Consider the following 23,871-nt stretch of genomic DNA (forward strand, 5'->3'; position numbering starts at 1 on the left):
AGCGGGCCTATGGGGTCAGCCAAGGTGCGCCCGACCACAGGAGCCCGAGTGGGCTAGGTAAAATCACCCTTTTGGACTTTGACCGTCCTGCGCGGCATCTGCTGAGGTGCCGTTTTTCTTTTTAAGAAGCCCCCCGCCATGAGCAACGCGCCTGCCCCTGCCTTGAACCAACCCGGCCTTGAGAGCCTGTCCAAATCGTTTGAACCCGCTGCACTCGAAGCCCATTGGGGTCCCGAATGGGAAAAACGTGGCTACGGTGTGGCCGGTTTCCGGGGCACGCAAATGCCCAAAGACGGCGCACCCGCTTTTGCTATCCAGCTGCCACCGCCCAACGTGACCGGCACGCTGCACATGGGCCACGCCTTCAACCAGACCATCATGGACTCGTTGACGCGTTACCACCGCATGTCGGGGCACAACACCGCCTGGATTCCGGGCACCGACCACGCCGGCATTGCCACCCAAATTGTGGTGGAGCGCCAGCTGCAAGCCCAAGGCATCAGCCGCCACGACATGGGGCCCACACCTGCCGAAGCACGCAAAAACTTTGTGAGCAAAGTGTGGGAGTGGAAAGAAGAATCGGGCAGCACCATCACCCGCCAGATGCGCCGCATGGGCGACAGCGTGGACTGGAGCCGCGAATACTTCACGATGGACCCCAAACTGTCCAAAACCGTGACCGAAACCTTTGTGCAGCTCTACGAACAAGGCCTGATCTACCGCGGCAAACGCTTGGTCAACTGGGACCCGGTGCTGCAAAGCGCGGTGTCCGATCTGGAAGTGGAAAGCGCCGAAGAAGACGGCTCGATGTGGCACATCCGCTATGACCTGGCCGATGGGTCTGGCAGCCTGACCGTGGCCACCACCCGCCCCGAAACCCTGCTGGGCGACGTGGCCGTGATGGTGCACCCCGAAGACGAGCGCTACAGCGCCTTGATCGGCAAGCAGGTCAACCTGCCTTTGTGCGGTCGCACCATCCCGGTGATCGCAGACGACTACGTGGACAAAGACTTCGGCACCGGTGTCGTCAAGGTCACGCCCGCGCACGATCACAATGATTATGGTGTTTGGTTACGACATAAAGATCATCCAGATTTCAATTTATTACCAAATCATGGACTCATTGAGTTATTCACCTTAGACGCAAGACTCAAGTCAACTGTTGGTTCAGATTATTCGTTCAAGTACAAAGCGCCTAATAGTGGGGGCGTAAGAGTGGCCGATGGTCCCGCACAAACTGGGCCATCGACTTACAAACTTATTCCCGAAAAATACCGCGGCCTGGACCGCTTTGTGGCCCGCAAAGCCGTGGTGGCCGACCTCGAAGCTGCAGGCCATTTGGTCGAGGTCAAAAAGCACAAGCTCATGGTGCCCCGCTGCGCCCGCACCGGCCAAGTGATCGAGCCCATGCTGACCGACCAGTGGTTCGTCGCCATGAACCAGGTCGGCCAAGGCGACGCCACCGGCAAGAGCATCGCGCAAAAAGCGATTGACGCGGTGCAATCGGGCGAAGTGAAATTCGTGCCCGAGAACTGGGTCAACACCTACAACCAGTGGATGAACAACATCACCGACTGGTGCATCAGCCGCCAACTCTGGTGGGGCCACCAGATTCCGGCTTGGTACGACGAAGATGGCAAGGTGTACGTGGCGCGCAATGAAGCCGAGGCGCAAGCTCAGGCCGACAAGGTCTCGCCCGGCAAAACACTCAAGCGTGACGAAGACGTGCTCGACACCTGGTACTCCAGCGCATTGGTCCCATTCTCAACAATGGGCTGGCCCAACGCCGCAGCTGGCGAGCGTGCCGAAGCCGGACGCAGCGACTTTGCGAGCGCAGCGAGTATGAGCACGACCGGCGGTGCCACTGCCGACAGCGGAACCAACACCCACAACGCAGCTGGCAAGCGTGCCGGAGCCGGACGCAGCGACTTTGCGAGCGAAGCGAGTGGGAGCAAGACCGGTTCCGGCACGCTCGCCAGCGGAACAAACAACAGCCTCAGCGACTACGACCTCTACCTGCCCAGCAGCGTACTGGTCACCGGCTACGACATCATCTTCTTCTGGGTCGCCCGGATGATCATGATGACCACCCACTTCACAGGCAAAGTGCCGTTCAAGCACGTCTACATCCACGGCCTGGTGCTTGATGCGCAGGGCAAAAAAATGAGCAAGTCCGAAGGCAACGTGCTCGACCCGGTCGACTTGATCGACGGCATCACCTTGGAGCCCCTGCTCGACAAACGCACCCAAGGCCTGCGCAAACCCGAGACCGCGCCCAAAGTGCGCAAGCAAACCGAAAAAGAATTCCCCGAAGGCATCCCGGCCTACGGTGCCGACGCCCTGCGCTTCACCTTTGCGGCACTCGCCAGTCTGGGCCGCAGCATCAACTTTGACTCCAAGCGTTGCGAGGGCTATCGCAACTTCTGCAACAAACTGTGGAACGCCACCCGCTTTGTGCTGATGAACTGCGAAGGCCAAGACTGCGGACTGAAAGAACACACCAAAGTCGAATGCGAAGTGGGCGGCCCGGTGCACGGCTACCTGGCCTTCAGCCAAGCCGACCGCTGGATCAGCTCGCAACTGCAACGCGTAGAAGCCGACGTGGCCAAAGGCTTTGCCGAGTACCGCCTCGACAACGTGGCCAACACGATTTACGACTTTGTCTGGAACGAGTTTTGCGACTGGTACCTCGAAATCGCCAAGGTACAGATGAACACCGGCGACGATGCGCAAAAACGCGCCACGCGCCGCACCTTGATCCGCACGCTCGAAACCATCATGCGGTTGGCCCACCCGATCATCCCGTTCATCACCGAAGAACTTTGGCAAAAAGTGTCGGTGGTGGCAGGCCGTCCGGGCGAATCGGTCAGCATCGCGGCCTACCCCGTGAGCCAGCCCGAGCGCATCGACGATCAAGCCGAAGCGCATGTGGCCAAGCTCAAAACCTTGGTCGACGCCTGCCGCAACCTGCGTGGCGAGATGAATGTGTCTCCCGCCACCCGCATGCCCCTTTACGTGCTGGGCGACACCAGCTTCATGCAAAGCGCAGCGCCTGTACTGCAAGCGCTGGCCAAGCTCAGCGAAGTCAAGGTCTTCACCGACGAAGCCGAGTGGGCTGCCGCTGCACAAGCTGCGCCCGTGGCGGTGGTGGGCGAAGCACGCCTATGCCTGTTCATCGAAGTGGATGCGGCCGCAGAAAAAATTCGCCTGACCAAGGAAGCCGCTCGTCTGGAAGGTGAAATCACCAAAGCCAACGCCAAGCTGAGCAATGAAGCCTTTGTGGCCAAGGCACCCCCTGCCGTGATCGATGAAGCCAAGAAACGCGTGGCCGACTTCACAGCCACCGTCGAAAAAATCCGCCAACAACTGCAACGTCTGGGTTAAGTTATGAGCCACAACGTGATTCGCAAAGCCGTGTTCCCGGTGGCTGGGTTGGGCACGCGCTTTTTGCCTGCCACCAAAGCCGCCCCCAAAGAAATGCTGCCGGTGGTCGACAAACCCTTGATCCAGTACGCCGTAGAAGAAGCCTACAGCGCGGGCGTGCGGCACATGATCTTTGTCACGGGCCGCAGCAAGCGGGCCATCGAAGACCACTTCGACACCGCGTACGAACTCGAGAGCGAACTCGAAGCCGCCCATAAAGACGAGCTGCTGGCCTTGGTGCGCTCGGTGCAGCCCGACGACATGGTTTGCGCCTATGTTCGCCAACCGCGCTCGCTGGGCCTGGGCCATGCGGTGCTGTGCGCCGAAGCCATGGTGGGCAACGAGCCCTTTGCCGTGCTGCTGGCCGATGACTTGATGGTCGGCTTGCAAGGCGGGCCTTCGGTGCTGAGCCAAATGGTGGCTGCGCACACGCAGCAAGGCCGCTCCATTTTGGCGGTGCAAGAAGTGCCGCTGGAACACGTCAAACGCTATGGCATCGTGGCAGGCGAATCGGCAGGCGAATCGGCAGGCAAGCAACTGTTGCGTGTCGAAAAAATTGTGGAAAAGCCCAGCCCCGACAAAGCCCCATCGCGCATGGGCGTGGCAGGCCGCTACATCCTCACGCCCGGTATTTTTGAGGAAATCCGCAACCAGCCCACGGGTGTGGGTGGCGAGATTCAACTTACCGATGCCATCGCCCGCTTGATGCAACGCGAAGCGGTCTATGCCTTCCAGTACGAAGGCAAGCGCTACGACTGCGGCAGCAAAGAAGGTTTTCTAGAGGCCACCGTTGAACTGGCCTTGCAACACCCGCAAGTGGGTGCATCGTTCCGCGAATACCTCAAAGGCCTGAGCCTCTGATCAGCGCCGTTTGAGCGCAAACACAAACGCCGTCTCGGTCTTTTCCTGCATCAGCAAATCGTTGCCGGTCTGACGAGCAAACGCCTCAAAATCGCGCCAGGCCCCAGGGTCGGTCGCGATCACCTTGAGCACCTGGCCGCTGCTCATGTCATTCAAGGCTTTCTTGGCCTTCAAAATAGGCAAGGGGCAGTTCAAGCCACTGGTGTCAATTTCTTTGTCGATGTGCATCATGTGTCCTGATTCGCTTCCTGGCTTTGCGCGGCACGCTCTTCCCATGTCATGAAGGTGGGCTCGATGCCGATGGTGCGCAACCAATCCCCCAAGGCATAGCCGGTCCCCGCAGGCCAGCAAATCAAGTCCTTGAAGTCAAACATCTTGTACTCGGCCAGCTCGGGCGACAAACGCACATCGCCCTCGGCCACTGCGTGGTAAGCGATGATCACCTGGTTCATGCGCTGAAAATCGTACGCACCAATCAACTTGAGCGCCGAAACCTTCAAATTGGTCTCCTCGGCGATCTCACGCGTGATGCCTTCTTCGGGCGTCTCGCCTGCCTCCATAAAGCCGGTGATCAACGCAAACCGCCGGCCTGGCCAGGCGGCATTGCGGGCCAGCAAAATCTGATCGCCCACCTGCACAATGCCCGCCAAAACCGGCGTGGGGTTGTTCCAGTGCGTAAAGTCGCACGCCGTGCAACGAAGACGCAGGGTCTCACCGCCATCTTCCATTTGCGAAATCCAAGCCAAGGGCGTGGCGCACTGCGGACAAAAACGAAATTCAGCCATGGTGCATCTTGGGTTCAGGCGGGAAACACGCCCGTAGACAAATAGCGGTCACCGCGATCGCACACGATGAACACGATGGTGGCGTTTTGCGCCGTCTTGGCCACTTGCTGCGCAACCCAGCAGGCGCCGGCGGCCGAGATGCCGGCAAAAATGCCTTCGGTGCGGGCCATCTGGCGGCAAGTTTCTTCAGCATCGCCCTGGCTCACATAAACCAACTCGTCCACCTGGGTGGGGTCGTAAATCTTGGGCAGATACTCTTCGGGCCATTTGCGAATGCCCGGAATGCGCGAGCCCTCGCTGGGCTGGGCACCAATGATGCGGATCGCTGGGTTCTTTTCTTTCAAAAACCGCGACACCCCCGTGATGGTGCCGGTGGTGCCCATGGCGCTCACAAAGTGGGTGATCTTGCCGCCGGTTTGCTCCCAAATTTCGGGGCCGGTGGTCTCGTAATGGATGCGCGGGTTATCGGCGTTAGCAAATTGGTCAAGAATGCGGCCCTTGCCCTGCGCGGCCATGTTGTCGGCCAGGTCACGGGCGTACTCCATGCCACCACTTTTGGGCGTGAGGATCAGCTCGGCACCAAACGCCTTCATGGTCTGTGCCCGCTCGATCGACAAGTCCTCGGGCATGATCAAAATCATGCGGTAACCCCTGATGGCTGCGGCCATGGCCAACGCGATACCCGTGTTGCCCGATGTGGCTTCAATCAGTGTGTCACCGGGCTTGATCTCACCGCGCTCTTCGGCCCGGCGGATCATCGACAAAGCAGGCCTGTCCTTGACTGAGCCCGCAGGGTTGTTGCCCTCCAGCTTGCCCAAAATCACATTGCTTCGCGCCACCCTGTCGGCAGCCCCCAAACGCTGCAAAGCCACCAGCGGTGTCTTGCCAATCGCATCTTCAATGGTCGGATAAATCATGGCCGTACTTTGCCATAACTTGAATGCCCCGGTTCATGGCCGAACCACTGATCTGGTAGTGGATACACGCGCACAACACCAACACCGACGAATTCACCCAAAAGGGACTCTCTCTGCGACTCAAGAAGCTCATCAAGAAATTCAAAAATGCCCTCAAAGGGCAGTCCAAGAGAAATTTCCACAAACAAGTGATTCAGCGCATTCAATCATCCGGCCTGCCAACCAGACACCCGCACTTGATCAAAATTTACCAACGCTACGCCCTGTATAGCAACACCATCCGCTAAGTTTTAGATCAACGCCCTGCAAACGTCGTCAAGTCATACACCGCAGCAAGACCCAACACCTTGGCTTTGAAGTCTCCGCGCAATGCGTCGATGTATCCGGCTGTTCCCATGATCGACAGTTGCTTTGATAGCCTGTATCCCAAGCCTGCATTGAACTGCCCCACCAAACCACCGCCCGTGGCCAAGCCACCGCCACCGCCTGCACCAACCAAAGCCTCTGCCTCGGCAAACCAATTCCTAGGCAACAAGCGATGCACACCGCCCCCAACTAAACCCGTCATGTAAGCGCCCGCCTGCCCCTTGTAGGCGGCCAAACCTTGGCCCGACACAAACCATTGCGTGGTTTGGTCTGCCGGTGTCATAAAGTAATCCAGCTGTACCCCCAAGTTACTCACCGCGAGGCCGGGGTAAGTGGTGCGCCAAGCTGTAGCAGCCCCTTTGTAGGTTTGTTGCACTAAACGAATGCGTAAATTTTGAGCATCCAAGCCCGCCAATGCCAAAGCATTCACAGGCTCAGACCCCACTTCGGGGCGAGAAAAATGGTGCACCCACTTGACGCCCACACTGTCACCTTTAAAGTGGCCAGAAAAACCACCTACTTTGCCCCAAGCCAGTTCAAGCGAATTGTGTCGCGACAGGCGCTGCTGCAAAGCCACACCGGCATCCCAAATCAAGCCCCCACGGGTGTCCACGGCACCCCCTCCAGCTGGGCCGAGCGCGGCATGTATCTTGACTGCACCGCCCTGCCACACAGGCAAACGGTAGCCGCCACCCGCCAGAATTTGCATGTACCCACTGCTTTGGCCGCCCATCGCGCCTTCGGACTCCAGCTTTAAAAACCAGCGCTTATCGAGGTCTGCCGTCCACTCCACGCCCAACAACTGCATGCGGGTGTCCGATGAGGCACCAGCCTGAGCTGACAAGCGCATATCCCTGGCCACTAAGGCAAACTCTTGCCCTCGGGTAGCCAGTGGTTTCATCCCTATAGCGCCCGCATTCACGCTGCCCGACACAGACTGCAAGTGACCGCCCAAAAACAAACTGTTAAAGCTGTAGTCATACCGAACAAACGGCTGAGTGCTGCTGATCGTGCCATCGGGAAAGCGCACATGACTCACCCCCGCCCCGAAGCGACCCCAACGCTGCGTGTCATAAGCCAAGCCCACATCGGTGCGCAACATCAAACCACCGCCCGCCAAGGTCTGCCCCCCGCGCCCGCCACCTGCGCCCACATACAAGCCCAACGTACTGCTCCAATCGTGGCTCCAACGGTGTTGCAGCTCACTGGCCACCCCTAAAGTAATAAAGCCACCCCGTTCACCCCGCGTGGCCCCATAAGAAGCCAAGCCCAATTTCAGCTGCTCATTGACGCCCCACCAAAGATTGCCACCCGTCATACCCATGGTTTCACCAGCAGGCAAATTCCAAGTCTCCTGGGTCAGCGACCACGTCACTGGCGTGGTGGGCAACAAAGCGTCTGGGCTCGGCGAAACGGACGCAGTGCCTTGCGCAGCTGCGCCGCTCGACATGACCCAACAACACAGCAGCAACAAGCCAGCGCGAAAGCCCATCATGCTGAAGCCCCATCGTCAAACACCTCTGCATCACAGAGCAAACGCCCCGCCTGGTCCTTGGCAGCCAACTGCGGCTCGAAATCGATAGGCCACTCAATGCCAATCGCCGGGTCGTTCCAGAGCAAGCTGCGCTCGTACTCTGGAAACCAGTAATCAGTGGTCTTGTAAAGAAATTCTGCAGTTTCACTCAGCACAACAAACCCATGCGCAAAACCTGGCGGCACCCACAACTGGCGATGGTTGTCGGCGCTCAAGTGCACACCATCCCATTGACCAAAGGTGGCTGCGGTTTTGCGCAAATCCACCACCACATCAAAAACCTCGCCCTGCACCACACGCACCAACTTTCCCTGAGGATGCTGGATCTGGTAATGCAAACCACGCAACACCCCTTTGACCGATTTGCTGTGGTTGTCTTGAACAAAGCTCACATCTAGGCCAGTCACTTGGGAGAAATCACGGGCATTAAACGACTCATAAAAAAAGCCCCGCGCATCACCAAAGACCTTGGGCTCAAGGATCAGCACATCGGAGATGGCAGTTGGGGTAACGTTGTAAGGCATGAGGTTGTTACTTTGTACATGTCACCCCCGACTCGATCAGGGGTCCATGGATTCGGCTGTTATGAATAAACGCCTTCGCAGGCATGACCCAAGAACGGGTGTGACAAAAGTCGCTGCTAAGGCGAAAGGAGCTTACTTGATCAGGTTCAACAAATACTGCCCATATCCATTCTTGGCCAAAGGCGCAGCCAGTTTCTGCACCGCTGCGGCATCAATCCACTTCTGGGCAAAGGCAATTTCTTCGGGGCAGGCCACCATCAGGCCCTGGCGCTTTTGCAGTGTGGCAATAAAGCCCGCTGCCTCCAGCAAACTGTCATGCGTGCCGGTGTCCAGCCAGGCGTAGCCTCGGCCCATGATCTCGACGTTCATCTGTCCCAGCTCCAGATAACGCTTGTTCACGTCGGTGATTTCCAGCTCGCCTCGCAGCGATGGCTTAATGCTGGCCGCGATGTCACACACCTGCTGGTCATAAAAGTACAAGCCTGTCACGGCATAGCTGCTCTTGGGTTGGGCGGGCTTTTCTTCGATGCTCAGCGCTTTGAAATCAGCATCAAAATCCACAACGCCATAGCGTTCCGGGTCATGCACATGGTAGGCAAAAACGCTGGCACCGCTGGAGCGGTCATTCGCACTGGCCAGCAACTTCACCAAATCGTGCCCGTAATAAATGTTGTCGCCCAGCACCAATGCACTCGGGTCGTTGCCTACAAAATCTTTGCCAATGATGTAGGCCTGCGCCAAGCCATCGGGGCTGGGCTGCGCAGCATATTGAATGTTCATGCCCCACTGACTGCCATCGCCCAAAAGGTCGGCAAAGCGAGGCGTATCTTGTGGTGTGCTGATCAACAACACATCCTTGATGCCTGCAAGCATCAGCGTGGTCAGCGGGTAATACACCATGGGTTTGTCGTACACCGGCATCAGCTGCTTGCTGACCGCCTGCGTTACGGGGTAAAGCCGGGTGCCTGAGCCACCGGCCAAAATAATACCTTTTCGATTTGTCATGTATTTGTCTTTCCTTGCGTAGATAACTTGACCAGGTAGTTGCACAACAAATGCACCAACGCAATCAAGATGACCGCCTGCAATGGCATCATCAAAAATTGCGGTTCAAAGGTGTAGCGCCAGGTTCCTAAATGCATCGCGATGATCTCGCCAAGCGGCGGCAACAACAATGCTGCCAAAGAAATGGCCAAAATCTTTTTGAGTGCCGGTAATCTGGAAAACCAGTTCTCTTCCAACTCAAAAATTATCCGGTAGGCAATAGCCCAAGCCACTGGAACCCAAGGCGGAAACTTCACCTTGGTGTTTTCATACAAGTGATAAACCCACCACCCGTTTTCTGTGCCAAGCCACTCCGAAAAAGCCCCCAGACAAAAACTGACCAGCATGCCAGCCACAACCCTGTATTTGTAACGCAAGAAATTCTCGTTGTGCCGGTGTCTGAAAAACTTCAGAAAAACGATCCCCAACAAAATCAAGGTCAGCCCCTGCGGCGATTCATGCAGCAAACCCACAATCACCCCACCGAGCAACACCTTCAGCAAGGCAATGCATATTGCAAAAGTCATCGTCGGTGGTATTTAAATATGAGGTTAAAAAAGAGATAAACGCCGAACAGTAACTTAATGCCTTGGCCATTGAGCATTGTAAAACCCCTCTCGAGGCCAAGGGGCGAAAGACTAAAGTCACATTCACTTCCAGTAAGCTCTGTATCTATGAATACCGCCATCGAATTTCTGCCCGCATGCTGCGATGTGCTGATCATCGGCGCAGGTCCCGCAGGATCTGCCGCAGCCATCACATTGGCCCAGGCGGGTCTGGACGTTGTGCTGGTAGACCAACATGCGTTTCCGCGCGACAAAGTCTGCGGCGATGGCTTAATTCCCGATGCACATCAAGCACTGGCCAAGCTCGGACTCTTAGATGAAGTCATGCAACACGCCCAACTGGCCAGTCACTTGTCGTGCACAAGCCCACGGGGCAAAAGAATCGACATCCAAGGCACACTTGCCGTGTTGCCTCGCAAACAGCTCGACGACATCGTCTGCAAAGCCGCCGTGGCCAAAGGTGCCCGCATGTTTGCCCCCCTGCGGTTCACCCAGCTGATGGAAGAAGAAGGTCGCGTGGTCGGGGCCCACCTCAGCCAAGGCGAGCACACCCGAAAAATACGTGCCGACTGGGTTATTTTGGCCACCGGTGCCGTGCCTGCCGCGCTCAGTTCAGCACGTATGACGCATCGCCAAGCCCCCAGTGCCGTCGCCATGCGCTGCTACATCAAGAACGATGCGATGGCCAGCGATATCACCCAACTGGAAGTCATTTTTCACAAATCTCTTGCACCGGGTTACGGCTGGATCTTTCCCTGTGGCAACGGCGTCTTCAATGTCGGCGTGGGCGTATTCAACACTGGCGGAGGCCTGCTTGGGCAACGGGCCACTGCGCGCAGCAAAGTGGCCGACACCAATTTGCATGACATGTTTGACCAACTCAGCCAACTGTCCGAATCAGCCAAGCAGTTGATCAACGACGGCGAACAACTTGGACCACTCAAAGGTGCGCCACTGCGCTGCACCCTGGAGGGCGCGCAACTTTCACGCCCCGGACTCATGGTGACGGGAGAAGCAGCGGGCAGCACCTATGCGCTGACTGGCGAAGGCATTGGAAAAGCGCTGGAAACCGGCATGCTTGCCGCTCAAGCCATCTTGCTGAATGGTCAGCTGAAAGAAGACCAACTGCTTGCGCACTACCAAAGCCAAATAGATGCGCTGCGCCCCCGCTTCAAACTGTATGAACGAGCACAAATCTTCAGCCTCTACCCCTGGCTGGCAGATCTCGTCATCTGGCGTGCCCAAAAAAGTGTCCGACTGCGCCAACGAATATCCGGCCTCTTGAACGAAACCAGCAACCCCGGCCATCTATTCACACTCAAAGGCCTGGTGCGCCTGTTCACCCACTGACCCACACATCCTTCATCGCGTCATCATGATTGGCACAGTTCTTTTGCCAAACACGCTCCATCTTTAGATTCAAGAAAACGCCCGATTGCTGCGCTGTCGCACCACACGCTCTGTCGACTGATGCGACCCAGCAGCTGGAGCCTGCCCAACAGCGCTTGGTGCAAGGCGCTGGTGTGTCGGGTGAGTTCACCCAGTGTGAGTTGATGGAGTCAAATGAACACGAGAAAATTTTTACGCTCAGTGGTTGTCTGAGGCCCCAAAGTCCCAGCCCAAAAAAAGACCCCACAGTTCACACTGCAGGGCCTTTTATTTTGAGGTGCGGATTTGAATTAGGTTTTGACCCGCCTGTCCTTTGGCTTGACGAGCAAAAAGTCAATGGGCGAACACCAGTGGTGCCGCACCATACGGGCATAGATGGCCACGTAGCCCAAGCACAACCCCACGTACATCAAAGTGGAGACCGTTTTAGACGCATAGGTGAAGTTGGCCAGCACGACCGCGGTCAAAGTCATCAAACCGATCAACACGCCCGTAATGGAGTTGCGGATGCCATTGGCGTATTGGCCAAACCAGCCCGCCACATAACGCCGCTTGAACAGGCTGTGAAAATGCAAGCTGTCAGGCATGCCGGGGTGGTCTTTGCGCACTTTGCGGCGGAAGATGCTGAACAACACTTCGGTGATGGGGTGCACGCAGACCATGAGGGCCGCAAAAGTAGACACTCCGGGGTTGCGCTCAATGAGCAGCACAGCCACCCAAGCGAGAGCAAAGCCGATGAAGTAGGAGCCACCATCACCCAAGAAAAGTTTGCCAAAGGGCCAGTTGACCCAAAAGAAACCCCACACACAAGCGGCCAAGAGCAGCGCCACACTGGCAAGCGTGGTGTCACCCACTTGCCAGGCGATCAAGGCGTAGCCTACAAAACCCAGAGCCGACATGGTGCTGGCCAGGCCATTAAAACCGTCGATGATGTTGACACTATTGGCCACGCCTCCCACCACAAAAGCGGTGAACAACACCGAAACCACTGTGAATTGCATGAGCCAGTCCACGCCCCAGATGTCGACACGGGTGATGGCGTGATCTGTGATGTACCAGGCCATCAGGCCCGATGCCATGGTGGCCAACAGGCGCTGCATGACGCCCACGCGTTTGGTGATGTCTTCGGCCACACCAAACAAAAAGGCAGGCATGCCGGCAAACAGGATGGGGGTGAGCAAGGCTTGAACGTCTGGCGGTGCTTTGAACCAGGTCACCACCAAACCCAACACAACAGGGATGCCGCCAACGCGAGGTGTGGGTGCAGTGTGGAACTTTTGCACGCCGTCGGTGAAGTCCATGCTAAAAGATCCGTGCCAGCGCTTGGTCAGCACCAAGAACACACTCAGCGAGAAGCTGCTGGCAAAGCCCCAGCCTGCGGCATGTAAAGCGGGGGATAGAAATACGCCGTGGAGGGCGTTGAGAAGATTCATGGTTGACGAGTGGATTTGCTCATGCCGGTTGTTTGCAAGGATTCGCTTGCAGGGGCAAGCTCAGATAAAAAACCAAGCCGTTTAATTGGCTTTTCCAAGGGCTTTTTGCCAACCGGTTTTGAGATCAGCTAGTTTTTGGGCGGATTCTGGGTCTTTGTTGGCGTTGCGCAGAGCTTGGCGGATGAAGACGAAGAGCAAAAAAGCAAAGCCTGCGGCTAAGGTAGCGACGATGGCGATGAGTGCTTTTTTGGGTTTGGCTTTTTTCTCGGGCGGCTGGGCTGCGTCGAGCACTTGGATGACGGCGCCTTCGCGGGATTCATCGATTTTAGCCAGCTCAAACTGTTTGGCAAACAAGTCGAACAGGGTTTCCTGGTATTTGAATTCGCGGTACTTGGCCACGTAATCGCCCTGCCCTGCGGCGCTGGCAGGTTCGTCTTTTTCTTGTTTGGCCAGTTGGGCACGCAGGTTGGACAGCTCGTTCAGGGCTTGCTTGAAGTCAGGCGCCGTGTCGGCCAAATAGCCACGCATGGCACCCACTTTAACTTCTTGGGCGGTGACTTGGGCCTTGAGTGCGGCCACGCCAGCCACGGCCGATGTGGGGTTAGATTTGAGCACGCTGCTGTTGACGCCAGTAGCGCGCAGGGACTGCTCAGCAGCAATCATTTTGTCTTGAACCAAGCTGAGTTGTTTCTCGAAAAAGGCACGTCGCTGCTGGGCTTCGGTGACGGCCAGACGGGCCAGCAGTTGTTGCAGCTCTTGCACATGGGCGTTGGCCAGGTCGGCAGCAAATTGGGGGTCTTTGTCATCGATTTCAATGCTAATTAAGCCGTCTTTGCCACTGACAGCACGGGTGTTGCCAGTCAGCACAGCGCGGGTGTCGGTTTTAAATTGGGTTGCATAGCGCTCTTCCAGTTTGAAGCGCTCAATCAGCGCGTCTTGCACGCTGTTGCTTTTCATGAAGGCGAGGTATTGGTCGGCGGGGTTTTTGATGCCTGCAGCGGCCCCGGCCAAACCACCCAGCCCGCCCAAGCTGGCCAACATGCTGGCGGCGGCGCTTTGCTGTTGCTGGGGCGGGAGGAATTTGACGGTGGCTGTGAACGTGGGAGGCACAGCAAAGCTGATACCCAAAGCGACCAAGCCCACCACGAGCGGCCCCAGGATGAGCAAGCGCAGGTTGTCGACGATGGTTTGCAGCAGGTCGAGCAGGCTGATCTCGTCCTCTGCTTGTTCGGGAATGTGTGAGGTGTCGGTCATGAGAGTGGGACTTTTGTCATGCCCGACTTCATCGGGTATCTCTGGGTTCGGTGTCATGGATACCCGCATTCGCGGGTAAGAAAGTTAGGACGGGTACGACAGTTGAGGTAGCGTATCACCGGTCAATTTTTCAGTGTTTTGATCGCGGCTGCGCCTATGCCAAGGTTACTGAAAATCTGGGTCCAATCTTTGAGTGCACGGACCAAGAAGTTGTAGCCGCTTTCACGGTCGACCTTGGCGGGCACGATGACGGTATCACCGGGCATGACTTTGGTGCTGTCGAAACTGCTAAAAAAGCCTGCGGCACGGCGACTAAGCACCGAGCCATCGGCACGAAGCACAAAGGCTTCACTGGCTTCGGCGTCCTCGGTCAGCCCTGCGGATTTGATGACCTCACCCACGGTACGTCCGGCTTTGTAGATCATGACGTTTTCATTGTTGACGCTGCCTGCGGCAGAGACAAACGCAGGCAGGCTAGGCACCAGGATGGCGTCGCCGTCTTCCAAGGGCAGATTGGGCAGCTCGCCCAGGGCATTGGTGGCGGTGATTTTTTCAGGGTCGAGTTCGAGCGAGACGCGACCTTGGCTGCGCATGGCTTTGAGCTTGTCGATCTGGGCGCGTTGTTGGGCCATTTGCTGCTGTTGCATGGTCGAGGCTTGGGTTGCGCGGTCGCCCGTGAGATTGGCGGTCAGGGTAGCGTTGGCGCTTTGGGCTTGTGCCTCGAGCCGGCGGATGACGGTATCCAGGTTTTGTTGTTGCTGTTTACGCACTGATTCACGGGTGAATTCGGTGCCGTACAAATAGGCTTGTGACGCCAAGCCGCCCACACGGGCAATGAGCTGGGGCAAGGTTTCACCAGGCAACGCCTGGTAGACGCCGGGGGCAGCGACTTCACCTTCGATGCGCACGAGGCGTGACTGGCGCGCCAGTGGCAAGCGCACATCGGTGCTGCTCAAGATGGTGATGACGTCACCAGCTTGCAGTGGCAGGTTATGGGCAGGGTCTTTCTGGATGACGGCTTTACCCAAGTTGAAGGGGATAAGGTCAGTGCGCAGTTCGATGGTGTTGAGGCGTTCAATGACGGCGTAGTCCCAGTTGATTTGATCGACCATGCTGCGCACGCGTTCATTGATGCGGCTGCCTGCCTCTTTGATGTCTTTGCTTTGGTCAATCGCTTGGACCAGTTGGTTTTTGCGTTTGTAGTAATCAGGAGTGAGCAGTGCTTCACGATCAGGGATGACGTCACTGATGCGCATTCTGGGCATCCATTTGTGACGCAACGGTTGAGCGACATTGCCTTGCAGCGTGACGGCGTTGCCAAAAGCGTGGCTGATGGGCAACAAAGTCAAGACGTCGCCATCTTTGAGCGTTTGAGCCAAACCTGCGCCGGCCAGTGCAATGTCTTGCACTTGACGGGGGGCCTGGGGATCGGAACCAATACTTTCAATCAGTGCTTTTTGTGTGCTGGCCAATGCGGGCACACCGCCGCCCAATGCCAACAGATTTTGTATGGTGGTGCCGGGTTTGAGTTCATAAATGGCACCGTGGTCGGTGGCACCCGTGAGAGCCATGCGAGGGCCGACGGGCGGAATCATGATGACGTCGCCAGGTTGCAGGGCGGTGTCTTTGGATTTGTCACCTTGGGCAATGAAGTCGTAGAGATCGAGAGTGGTGACGGTTTTCCCAGCCCGCTTGAGCTGAATGCTGCGCATGCTGCCGTTGATGCCAGGGCCACCACTGGCAAACACGGCGTTAACCAAGGTGGACAGACTGCTGAGGTTGTAGGTGCCGGGCTGCTGGGCCTGGCCCACCACATACACGGTGATACCGCGTAATTTACCCAAACTGGCGTTGAGCGTGACATTGTTGAACACGGTGGCCACGTGTTTGCGCAGGGTAGTTTCGAGGTCTTTGACTTGAACACCGCTCAGGTTAAGGGTGCCGATTTTGGGCAGACTGATTTGGCCATTGCGATCGAGTGTTTGACTTCCTGCATAGTCCACAGCGCCCCAGATCTGGATTCGCACTTCGTCGCCTTGGCCCAATACGTATTCAGCCGGTGCAGGAGCTGCCGCATCGGCTGCGTAGGCTTGGGGGTTGTCAAACAGCTCAGCACCAAAGTGGGCCAGCAATTGACCTGTGCTTTCTTGCACAAAGCGTTGAAATTGGCTGGGCACTGGGAGTTTACGTTCACGCAGGGAGGTGGGCTGTTGTTGGCGGACGGTATCAGCGACACCAAGGTCGGGGCGCTGGGGCAAAGTGGGCTGGACTGCAAGACCCACTGCTAAACCTTGAGCCGCACTTGGTACGGCAACAGGTATTGCTGTGGCTGCATCTGCAGCGCCCGGGCTTTGGGACTGCGCCTGAAACTGCGCTGCAGCAGGCAGGCTGCAGCAGGCCCAGACAACCACGTTCAATGCGTTCAAAACTATAGGCGTGCGCCGGGCAATTTGCTGGATTTGTGTAGGCATGAAAACGGTCTAAGCAACGCTTGAAGGTGGGTATTGGCTATGAGTCGGTAGTTCACTGCAAGCTACCGCAGTGCCTGATGCTGCATTTGCACATGACATCAAGACTGGAGATTGGATTCTTTTGAGCTATTAATTTGGTGAAAAAAAATGACCTCAGAATCCATATATGAAATGTATTTTATACAATTTATCATGCATTTATTCGGAGCAAGCAATTCTCAAATAAATAACTTATTTGCAGTTATTTTTTACTATGTGCAAGGCGTTTGCCACCCTATCCAAGTTGAGCATATGGCGGCTCGCAGGGGGTTAAGGCGACCCTAACAAGCGCACAGGAATGCTGTCAGTTCAGAGTGGGGCTGACGAGCCGAAACGTCGGTCGCGCAGGACAAACCACTCGACCGCTTGCTGAAGCCGGTCTGGCGAAAAATCGGGCCAGAGGTCGTCGGTAAAAAACAGTTCGGCATAGGCCGCTTGCCACAACATGAAATTGCTGATGCGGGACTCTCCGCCTGTGCGGATGAGCAGGTCGATTTCGGGCGCATACGCGGTGCTGAGGTGGGAAGCCAGGGCTTCTTCAGTCAGGGCTTGCAGGCTTTGTTCGGGGTGGGCTTGTTGCCATGCTTGGGCAGCCTGAACCATGTCCCAACGGCCACCGTAGTTCACGCATACGGTGAGTGTGATTTTGCTGTTGTGGGCAGTTTGTTGCTCGGCCCGCGTGATCAGTTCTTGCATGACGGGCGCAAAACGGCTTTTTTCTCCCACCAGCCGCAGGCGCACGCCGTTGGCGTTCATGCCATCGACTTCTTTTTGCAAGTAAGTCATAAACAGGCCCAAGAGGCTAGAGACTTCTTCTTCGGGCCGCTTCCAGTTTTCGGTGCTAAATGCGAAGAGGCTTAGGTGGGCAACACCCATGTCGGAGCAGGCTCGCACAATGTCACGCACCCGCTTGGCCCCTGAGGCGTGCCCCAGCGCGGCTGGCATGAAGCGTTTTTTGGCCCAACGGCGATTGCCATCCATGATGATGGCGATGTGTTGCGGCAAGGGGTTAGGGACAACTGATGTAGACAAAAGATGCTGACAAAAAATTAATTATCGATTTTAGAGTCATAAGGCGTCACTTGTTATGGGCCTCAGCCAAATTTATTTCTGATCAGGTGTTGACCTCGACCTGGTGGTGCTCAAGTTGGACGACCGTGGGTCGGCCCAAAATTTCCAACAGGACAGCGACGCGTTTGCTGGAGACGCTTTGAATCAGGCCTTCGACGCCGCCAAGGGCGGTGTGTTTGAGGCGCACACTTTGGCCGGCTTTGAGGTTGTTGAGCTCTTGCAGGGTGGCATGCTGACGGTCTTGTTCGAGTTGGCGGATGCGTTGCACAAGGTCATCGTGAAGCATGGCGGGCTCAAAGCCAAAACGCACGATGGTGGCGATGCCTTTGGTACTGCGCACGGCCGAGATGCTTTGCTCGGGCTTGCTGGGCCTGAAGAGGATGTAGCGCGGAAACATGGGTTCAAACAGCGCGACCGGCCCCTGTTCTGTTTTTTTGAACTTTTTGTAGAGTGGCAAATAGGCTTCGAAGGCTTGCTGTTCAAGGTTGACTTGGGCGATTTGCTCTTGGCGGGGTTTGGTGTAGGCGAGGTACCAACGATCGGGTGGGGGGGCGTCGCCAAACAGAGTGTCTGGGGTGAGCGGGTTCTGGGTCATTGGTGTTTTCTGACTTTCTATGATTCAAATTTTAAGTATTTGAATACTCTACCTCGAATGAATGCGATAAAAAACAAAGCCCCGCATGTGCGGGGCTTTGTTGCATGAACCAGCGATAAAAAGGTTGCGCTCTTCAATAAGCTGTTTCGCTTGATGGGCTGGCAAGCCCGCAAAGGGCTGGCTGCCTGCCTTGCGTGTCAGGAAATGACAAATGGAGTACGGTCTTTGCCGTCAATCCATTTTGGGGCTTTGCCACGGCCTGTCCAAGTTTGGCCGGTAGCGGGGTCGCGGTATTTTGCGGCGACTTTGCTGACCGCTTTAGGTGCACCCGATTTAGTGGCACGGCCAGGAAAGACGTCTTGAACGGTCAGACCGAATTCAGCCACCAGTTCGCGCACCTTGGCAACGGCGCTGGAGATTTCGCTTTGGCGAGCTTGGGCAATGGCTTGCTCCAAGGCTTCACGTTGAGCCAGTAATTCTTTGTAGCTTGCGGTCATGTTAAGTCCTGATTAAAAAGTAAGAGCCGTTAATATACACCAAAGATTGTCTTGGTAATATTGAATTTAGATATACACACATCTCTGTAATTTCATAGAGATAGCTGCCTGAATTTTTAATGTCATGATCGCTTTACGTTGTTGGTTAATTTCATTTTTGATCAGTGACATGCGCAGTAAATTATTTTTTCCGTTGTATTACGCGCTGTGCTTGGAGGGGATAGATACCCGGTCAAGCCGGGCATGACGAACGAAGTGCCGGATATGGCGAGCGAAGTGCCGGATATGGCGAGCGAAGTGCCGGATATGGCGAGCGAAGTGCCGGATATGGCGAGCGAAGTGCCGGATATGGCGAGCGAAGTGCCGGTTTGACGCCTCACTTTTGTCACCCCCGACTGGATCGGGGGTCCACTTCTTTTTATTCGTCACCCTAGCCCTGGTCGACGACCTAGAGTATTCATTTGGTTATTAATTACAAAATGGATTCATAAAGATCGACCCAATTGGCATTTTCTTTTTCGATCAGGGCAATCTTCCATTCGCGCTTCCAGTGTTTCAAGCGTTTTTCGTAGGCAATCGCTTCTTGAACGCTGTCGGTTTGATCAAACCAAACCAGATCAGTCACGCCATAACGTTCAGTGAATCCATCGACAATATGTTGCTTGTGTTCATGAGTTCGTCGAATCAAATCATTCGTGACACCCACGTACAAAGTGCCATTTTTTTGACTTGCAAGAATGTAGACAAAATAAGCCATGGCTCAGCGTATTTTAAATTTGAACGATACACAAGAGATGGATACCCGGTCAAGCCGGGTATGACAAATTAACGATTGGGTATGACAAATTAACGATTGGGTAGGACAAATAAACGATTGGGTAGGACAAATAAACGATTGGGCATGACAAATAAACGATTGGGCATGACAAATTAAGCGCAGAGATGATGCCCCGATTTTGTCACCCCCGACCTGATCGGGGGTCTATGCCTTCGGCTGTTATGGATACCCGGTCAAGCCGGGTATGACAAATTCCGTTCTAGGTATGACAAATTCCGTTCTAGGTATGAAAAATTACGTTCCGGGTATGACAAATTAACAACCGGGTATGACAAATCAAGAGCAAGGGATGACTTATCAAAAGGTGCCAACCTCTGGCAGGACGGGTCAGCGGCAACTTATGAAACGAGGAACGCCGGCTTTTGTAAGGCGGCTATTTTGTCGATGCGGCGGCCGTCGAGGGTGACGACTTCAAAGCGCCAGTCGGCCAACTCGATGACCTGTCCTTGGCTGGGCAGTTGGCCCGTTGCGTACATGAGCAGGCCGGCAAGGGTGTTGTAGCGGTTTTTGTCTTCAGCCGGCAGTTCTTTGATGTCCAAGCGGGCTTTGAGTTCGTTGACGGGCATGATGCCGTCGAGCAGCCAGCTGCCGTCTTCGTTTTGGGTGGCCCAGGCGTCGGTTTGGATGTCAGGCTTGAGCTCTCCTGTGATGGCTTCGAGCAAGTCAAGCGGAGTAAGCAGGCCTTGCACTTCGCCGTATTCGTCGACCACAAAGAGCATTCGGCTCGATTGGTCGCGCATTTGTTCGAGCAGCTCCATTCCGGTTAGGGTTTCGGGCACAAAGTGGGCGGTTTGAGCATGGTTTTCGAGCGTGCGTTCGTCCCCATGCGGCAGCGCCAGCAGGTGTGAGAGGCTGATGACGCCAATGATGTGGCCCAAGCCGTCGCGGCAAACTGGATACCAGGAGTGGTTGCCTTCGCCCCTCATTTGGTTGATGCGGTCCATGGCTTGTTGCGGTGTGAGGCTGGCTTCGAGCCACTGGATGTCGCTGCGCGGCGTCATCATGGAGGTGAGCGCACGGTCATCGAGGTGAAACACGTTGCGCACCATTTGGTGTTCGTGTTCTTCGATGAGTCCGGCATCCACGCCTTCGACCAGGCTGGCCGTGATTTCTTCTTCGGTCACGGCGCGGCTGCCTTTGCTGTCGATGCGCATGAGCTTGAGCATGCCCTGCGTGGACAGCGAGAGCAATTTGACAAAGGGGCCAGCGGCTTTGGCCAGCCAAGCCATGGGCCGCGCCACCAAGCGGGCCACGGCCTCGGGGTAAAGCTGGCCAATGCGCTTGGGCACCAGTTCGCCAAAGATGATGGTGGTGAAGGTGATGAGGGTCACGACAATGGCGGTGGCCGTGATGGCAGCGACCGGTTCAGTCAGGCCCCACTGCACGAGGTTGAGGGCAAGGCCGGAACTGAACGCGGCCTCGCCCACGATGCCGTTGAGCACGCCGATAGAGGTGATGCCCACCTGCACCGTGGACAAAAACTGGGTGGGTTCTTCGAGCAGTTTGAGGGCGGCGTGGGCGCCTTTGTCACCCGCCTCCTCCATGGCAGCCAGGCGTGCCTTGCGGCTGGAGGCCAACGCCAGCTCTGACATGGCAAACACCCCGTTGAGCAGGGTGAGGAAAGCGATCAAWAAAAAATCCATAACCGCCATTGTGCCAAGAGTGGTGGGTGGCACTTGTCAAGTCGGATTGAGTAGAGGTCTATGGCTTCGGCTGTTGTGGATACCCGCATTCGCGGGCATGACATGTGGGTGGGCATGACATGTGGGTGGGCATGACATGTGGGTGGGCATGACATGTGGGTGGGCATGACATGTGGGTGGGCATGACATGTGACTTATGTCACCCCCGACCTGATCGGGGGTCTATGGCTTCGGCTGTTGTGGATACCCGCATTCGCGGGCATGACATGTGGACAGGCATGACATGTGACTTATGTCACCCCCGACTTGATCGGGGGTCTATGGCTTCGGCTGTTGTGGATACCCGCATTCGCGGGCATGACATGTGGACAGGCATGACATGTGGGTGGGCATGACATTTGACTTATGTCACCCCCGACTTGATCGGGGGTCTATGCCCGCTAACTGCATGGCGAATGATTTGGGACAATCCACCAAAGAGGTACTTATGTCAGTTTATTGGGTAGGTGATGTTCAGGGCTGTGATGCGCCTTTGGGGCGCTTGCTGGACGAGATTGATTTCTCGCCAAGCCGCGATGCTTTGTATGTTTTGGGCGATCTGGTGAACCGGGGACCTGCATCGCCTCAGGTGTTGCGGCGCTTGATGGCGATGGGCAGCTCGGTGCAATGCGTTTTGGGCAACCACGACTTGCATTTGTTGGCCGTGGCCGCTGGGGCTGGGCGGCTCAAGCCGATGGATACGCTGGAGGGCATCTTGCAGGCAGATGACCGCCCTGCCCTGCTGGACTGGCTGCGCCACCAGCGCATGGCCATTTGGGAACACGATGTGCTGATGGTGCACGCAGGGGTTTTGCCGACGTGGACGGCCGCGCAAACATTGGCTTTGGCAGGCGAGGTCGAGTCGGTTTTGCAAGGGCCTGATTTGAGCGATTTTTTACACCAGATGTATGGCAACGAGCCTGCGGCTTGGCGCGATGACTTGGTGGGCGTGGCACGTTTGCGGGTGGTCGTGAACGCACTGACACGGCTGCGCTTTTGCTCGGCCGATGGCGTGATGGCGTTCGCGGCCAAAGAAGGGGCCGATGCGGCACCCGCAGGCTTGATGCCTTGGTTTGACGTGCCGGGCAGGCAAACGGCCCATGTCACGGTGGCCTTTGGGCATTGGTCAACCTTGGGCCCATTGCAACGCAGCGATGTGTGGGCGCTGGACACCGGTTGCGTGTGGGGCGGCTGCCTGAGCGCGATGCGACTCGGTTCTAACGGGCAGACTGAGTTGATTCAGGTGACGTGCGAACAGGCGCAAAAGCCGGGGTAAATGAACAGGAAAGAACAAATGGGGGCCGACACCGATTCTTTCACCCCAATTATTCACTGTCATTCCAGCGCAGGCGTGAATGACGACAGGACCGCAGTCAGCCGCCTGGTTTGAGCAACACCAGCAAGGCGCCCGCACCCCCTTCTGCGGGTTTGGCCTGAACAAAGGCCATGACCTGGTTCTTTTGAATCAACCAGCTGTGCACCTTGGGCTTGAGGACCGACGTTTTGCCGGGCGAGCCCAGACCTTTGCCATGCACCACGCGCAGGCAACGCAAACCTTGACGGTGGGCAATGCGGATGAATTCGGCCAATGCCACGCGGGCTTCGTCGCTGCGCAGGCCGTGCAAATCAATCTCACGCTGAATAGACCAGCCCCCTTTGCGCAACTTTTGGGTCACGTCGATGCCGATGCCAGGACGCCGAAAACTCAAGGCGTCGTCGGTGTCGAGCAAGGTACTGACGTCAAAACCATCACTCAAGGCATCGCGCAAAACGGCTGCTTCGTCCTTTTGCCGCTGCGCCGCCACAGGGGCTGGCGCTGGCGGGCTGATGCTGGCTTGGTCATGCAAGGGCATGCGCTGGACCACCCCGACTGCACGCGCAAACAGGTTGGCCTCGGCTTCGCGCTGACGCGCTGCGGCAATGCGAGCGGCCTCTTCGGCTTGGGCTTTTTGGTGGGCCTCGGCCAGCGTTTTCTGGACTTTTTTGAGGTCTTGCAGGGAGTTGATTTTCACCCGGTGATCGTGCCACAAAAGGATGTTGTTTGACGGGCACCGCGCCCTTTCACACCTTCGGCTGCAGGGGCGGCTTTCCATGTCAACCTGCTTCAAACGCCTCGGTTGCGCATCCAGTCAGCGGTTTTGAAGAAACTGGCGTTCAGGCGCTCGCGCAGCACGGGATCGAGCTGGGTTTCCTGCATGGCTTGGTCCATGCAGGCCAGCCATTGATCGCGCTCAAGAACACCAATCGAGAACGGCATGTGGCGCATGCGCAGGCGCGGGTGGCCAAAGCGTTCGGTGTAATGCTCTGGACCGCCAAGCCAGCCGCACAAGAACCAAAACAATTTGTCTCGCGCGTCTTGCAAGGTATTGCCGTGGGCTGCACGCAGTTCTTTGTAGCCGTGCTCGAGGTCCATCAGGTCGTAAAAACGGTCGACCAAGGCCCGCACCGGGGGCTCTCCGCCGATCCACTCGAATGGGGTGTCGAACGGGGGTTTGTCTTCAATTTGCATAGTTTGTATTTTGCCGGAAGAGGTCTGCCAAATTGAAGTACGTGCGAGCCCCTGAGCACGAAGGGTGGCCACA

At 56.5% G+C, this 23,871-nt stretch carries 22 protein-coding genes; 5 read left to right on the forward strand and 17 right to left on the reverse strand.

The annotated features are described in order from the left end of the window. The first annotated feature begins 138 nt into the window (after positions 1-138). Positions 139-3,384 carry a valine--tRNA ligase gene (locus BN3544_RS14415; protein WP_019431317.1) on the forward strand — a complete coding sequence of 1,082 codons (3,246 nt, stop codon included), beginning with the start codon at positions 139-141 and terminating at the stop codon, positions 3,382-3,384. A 3-nt stretch (positions 3,385-3,387) separates the two neighbouring features. Continuing rightward, a complete protein-coding gene (gene galU, locus BN3544_RS05865; protein WP_019431316.1) occupies positions 3,388-4,284 on the forward strand; it encodes a UTP--glucose-1-phosphate uridylyltransferase GalU in 897 nt (298 codons plus the stop codon). On the opposite strand, the gene BN3544_RS05870 is transcribed toward galU, so the two are convergent. The 7 genes from BN3544_RS05870 to BN3544_RS05900 form a co-directional block, all read right to left on the reverse strand. Next, on the reverse strand, positions 4,285-4,512 hold the full coding sequence (locus BN3544_RS05870; protein WP_026036889.1) for a sulfurtransferase TusA family protein: 228 nt from the start codon (positions 4,510-4,512) through the stop codon (positions 4,285-4,287). Then, positions 4,512-5,069, reverse strand: a complete 558-nt coding sequence (locus tag BN3544_RS05875) for an NUDIX hydrolase (RefSeq protein WP_019431314.1) — start codon at positions 5,067-5,069, stop codon at positions 4,512-4,514. The genes BN3544_RS05870 and BN3544_RS05875 overlap by 1 nt, the downstream gene beginning before the upstream one ends. A gap of 14 nt (positions 5,070-5,083) precedes the next feature. Beyond that, positions 5,084-5,986, reverse strand: a complete 903-nt coding sequence (cysM, locus tag BN3544_RS05880; RefSeq protein WP_019431313.1) for a cysteine synthase CysM — start codon at positions 5,984-5,986, stop codon at positions 5,084-5,086. Between the two features lie 295 nt (positions 5,987-6,281). After that, a complete protein-coding gene (locus BN3544_RS05885) occupies positions 6,282-7,847 on the reverse strand; it encodes a hypothetical protein (protein ID WP_019431312.1) in 1,566 nt (521 codons plus the stop codon). Then, a complete protein-coding gene (gene rfbC / locus BN3544_RS05890) occupies positions 7,844-8,410 on the reverse strand; it encodes a dTDP-4-dehydrorhamnose 3,5-epimerase (RefSeq protein ID WP_019431311.1) in 567 nt (188 codons plus the stop codon). The genes BN3544_RS05885 and rfbC overlap by 4 nt, the downstream gene beginning before the upstream one ends. A gap of 132 nt (positions 8,411-8,542) precedes the next feature. Continuing rightward, positions 8,543-9,415, reverse strand: coding sequence for a glucose-1-phosphate thymidylyltransferase RfbA (rfbA, locus tag BN3544_RS05895; protein ID WP_026036888.1), 873 nt, complete (start codon positions 9,413-9,415; stop codon positions 8,543-8,545). Beyond that, positions 9,412-9,981: a hypothetical protein gene (locus BN3544_RS05900; protein WP_019431309.1), complete on the reverse strand. Its 570-nt coding sequence runs from the start codon at positions 9,979-9,981 to the stop codon at positions 9,412-9,414. Before BN3544_RS05900 ends, rfbA begins: the two co-directional genes overlap by 4 nt. 147 nt (positions 9,982-10,128) lie before the next feature. Between BN3544_RS05900 and BN3544_RS05905 the strand changes: the two genes are divergently transcribed. Further along, entirely contained in the window at positions 10,129-11,370 is a 1,242-nt protein-coding gene (locus tag BN3544_RS05905; RefSeq protein WP_019431308.1) for an NAD(P)/FAD-dependent oxidoreductase, read from the forward strand. 329 nt (positions 11,371-11,699) lie between these two features. Here BN3544_RS05905 and BN3544_RS05910 read toward each other — a convergent pair whose 3' ends face one another. The 6 genes from BN3544_RS05910 to BN3544_RS05940 form a co-directional block, all read right to left on the reverse strand. Further along, entirely contained in the window at positions 11,700-12,842 is a 1,143-nt protein-coding gene (locus BN3544_RS05910) for an MraY family glycosyltransferase (RefSeq protein WP_081499419.1), read from the reverse strand. Positions 12,843-12,923: 81 nt separating this feature from the next. After that, positions 12,924-14,096 (reverse strand): Wzz/FepE/Etk N-terminal domain-containing protein, encoded by a 1,173-nt coding sequence (locus BN3544_RS05920; protein WP_019431305.1) that lies wholly within the window; start codon positions 14,094-14,096, stop codon positions 12,924-12,926. A 122-nt stretch (positions 14,097-14,218) separates the two neighbouring features. After that, positions 14,219-16,567: a polysaccharide biosynthesis/export family protein gene (locus BN3544_RS05925; RefSeq protein ID WP_155820590.1), complete on the reverse strand. Its 2,349-nt coding sequence runs from the start codon at positions 16,565-16,567 to the stop codon at positions 14,219-14,221. Between the two features lie 348 nt (positions 16,568-16,915). Continuing rightward, on the reverse strand, positions 16,916-17,611 hold the full coding sequence (gene uppS / locus BN3544_RS05930; RefSeq protein WP_019431301.1) for a polyprenyl diphosphate synthase: 696 nt from the start codon (positions 17,609-17,611) through the stop codon (positions 16,916-16,918). 109 nt (positions 17,612-17,720) lie between these two features. Continuing rightward, positions 17,721-18,272, reverse strand: coding sequence for a transcription termination/antitermination protein NusG (locus BN3544_RS05935; RefSeq protein ID WP_019431300.1), 552 nt, complete (start codon positions 18,270-18,272; stop codon positions 17,721-17,723). A gap of 197 nt (positions 18,273-18,469) precedes the next feature. Further along, complete coding sequence (locus BN3544_RS05940) at positions 18,470-18,769, reverse strand: H-NS histone family protein (protein WP_019431299.1); 300 nt, start codon at positions 18,767-18,769, stop codon at positions 18,470-18,472. Positions 18,770-19,012: 243 nt separating this feature from the next. Here BN3544_RS05940 and BN3544_RS14505 point away from each other — a divergent pair, with 243 nt between their 5' ends. Then, positions 19,013-19,141 carry a hypothetical protein gene (locus BN3544_RS14505; RefSeq protein ID WP_255356238.1) on the forward strand — a complete coding sequence of 43 codons (129 nt, stop codon included), beginning with the start codon at positions 19,013-19,015 and terminating at the stop codon, positions 19,139-19,141. A 100-nt stretch (positions 19,142-19,241) separates the two neighbouring features. Here BN3544_RS14505 and BN3544_RS05945 read toward each other — a convergent pair whose 3' ends face one another. Beyond that, on the reverse strand, positions 19,242-19,526 hold the full coding sequence (locus BN3544_RS05945) for a GIY-YIG nuclease family protein (RefSeq protein ID WP_019431223.1): 285 nt from the start codon (positions 19,524-19,526) through the stop codon (positions 19,242-19,244). A gap of 419 nt (positions 19,527-19,945) precedes the next feature. Further along, positions 19,946-21,250: a hemolysin family protein gene (locus BN3544_RS05950; RefSeq protein ID WP_059355982.1), complete on the reverse strand. Its 1,305-nt coding sequence runs from the start codon at positions 21,248-21,250 to the stop codon at positions 19,946-19,948. A 487-nt stretch (positions 21,251-21,737) separates the two neighbouring features. On the opposite strand from BN3544_RS05950, the gene BN3544_RS05955 reads away from it, so the two are divergent. After that, positions 21,738-22,565 (forward strand): symmetrical bis(5'-nucleosyl)-tetraphosphatase, encoded by an 828-nt coding sequence (locus BN3544_RS05955; RefSeq protein ID WP_019430041.1) that lies wholly within the window; start codon positions 21,738-21,740, stop codon positions 22,563-22,565. 97 nt (positions 22,566-22,662) lie between these two features. Here the strand turns inward: BN3544_RS05955 and BN3544_RS05960 are convergent, their stop codons facing one another. Further along, entirely contained in the window at positions 22,663-23,301 is a 639-nt protein-coding gene (locus tag BN3544_RS05960; protein WP_019430042.1) for a Smr/MutS family protein, read from the reverse strand. A gap of 92 nt (positions 23,302-23,393) precedes the next feature. Continuing rightward, positions 23,394-23,798 carry a group II truncated hemoglobin gene (locus BN3544_RS05965; RefSeq protein ID WP_019430043.1) on the reverse strand — a complete coding sequence of 135 codons (405 nt, stop codon included), beginning with the start codon at positions 23,796-23,798 and terminating at the stop codon, positions 23,394-23,396. Positions 23,799-23,871 lie beyond the last annotated feature (73 nt).

It is taken from the genome of Limnohabitans sp. Rim47, from assembly GCF_001517545.1.
Taxonomy (GTDB): domain Bacteria; phylum Pseudomonadota; class Gammaproteobacteria; order Burkholderiales; family Burkholderiaceae_C; genus Limnohabitans_A.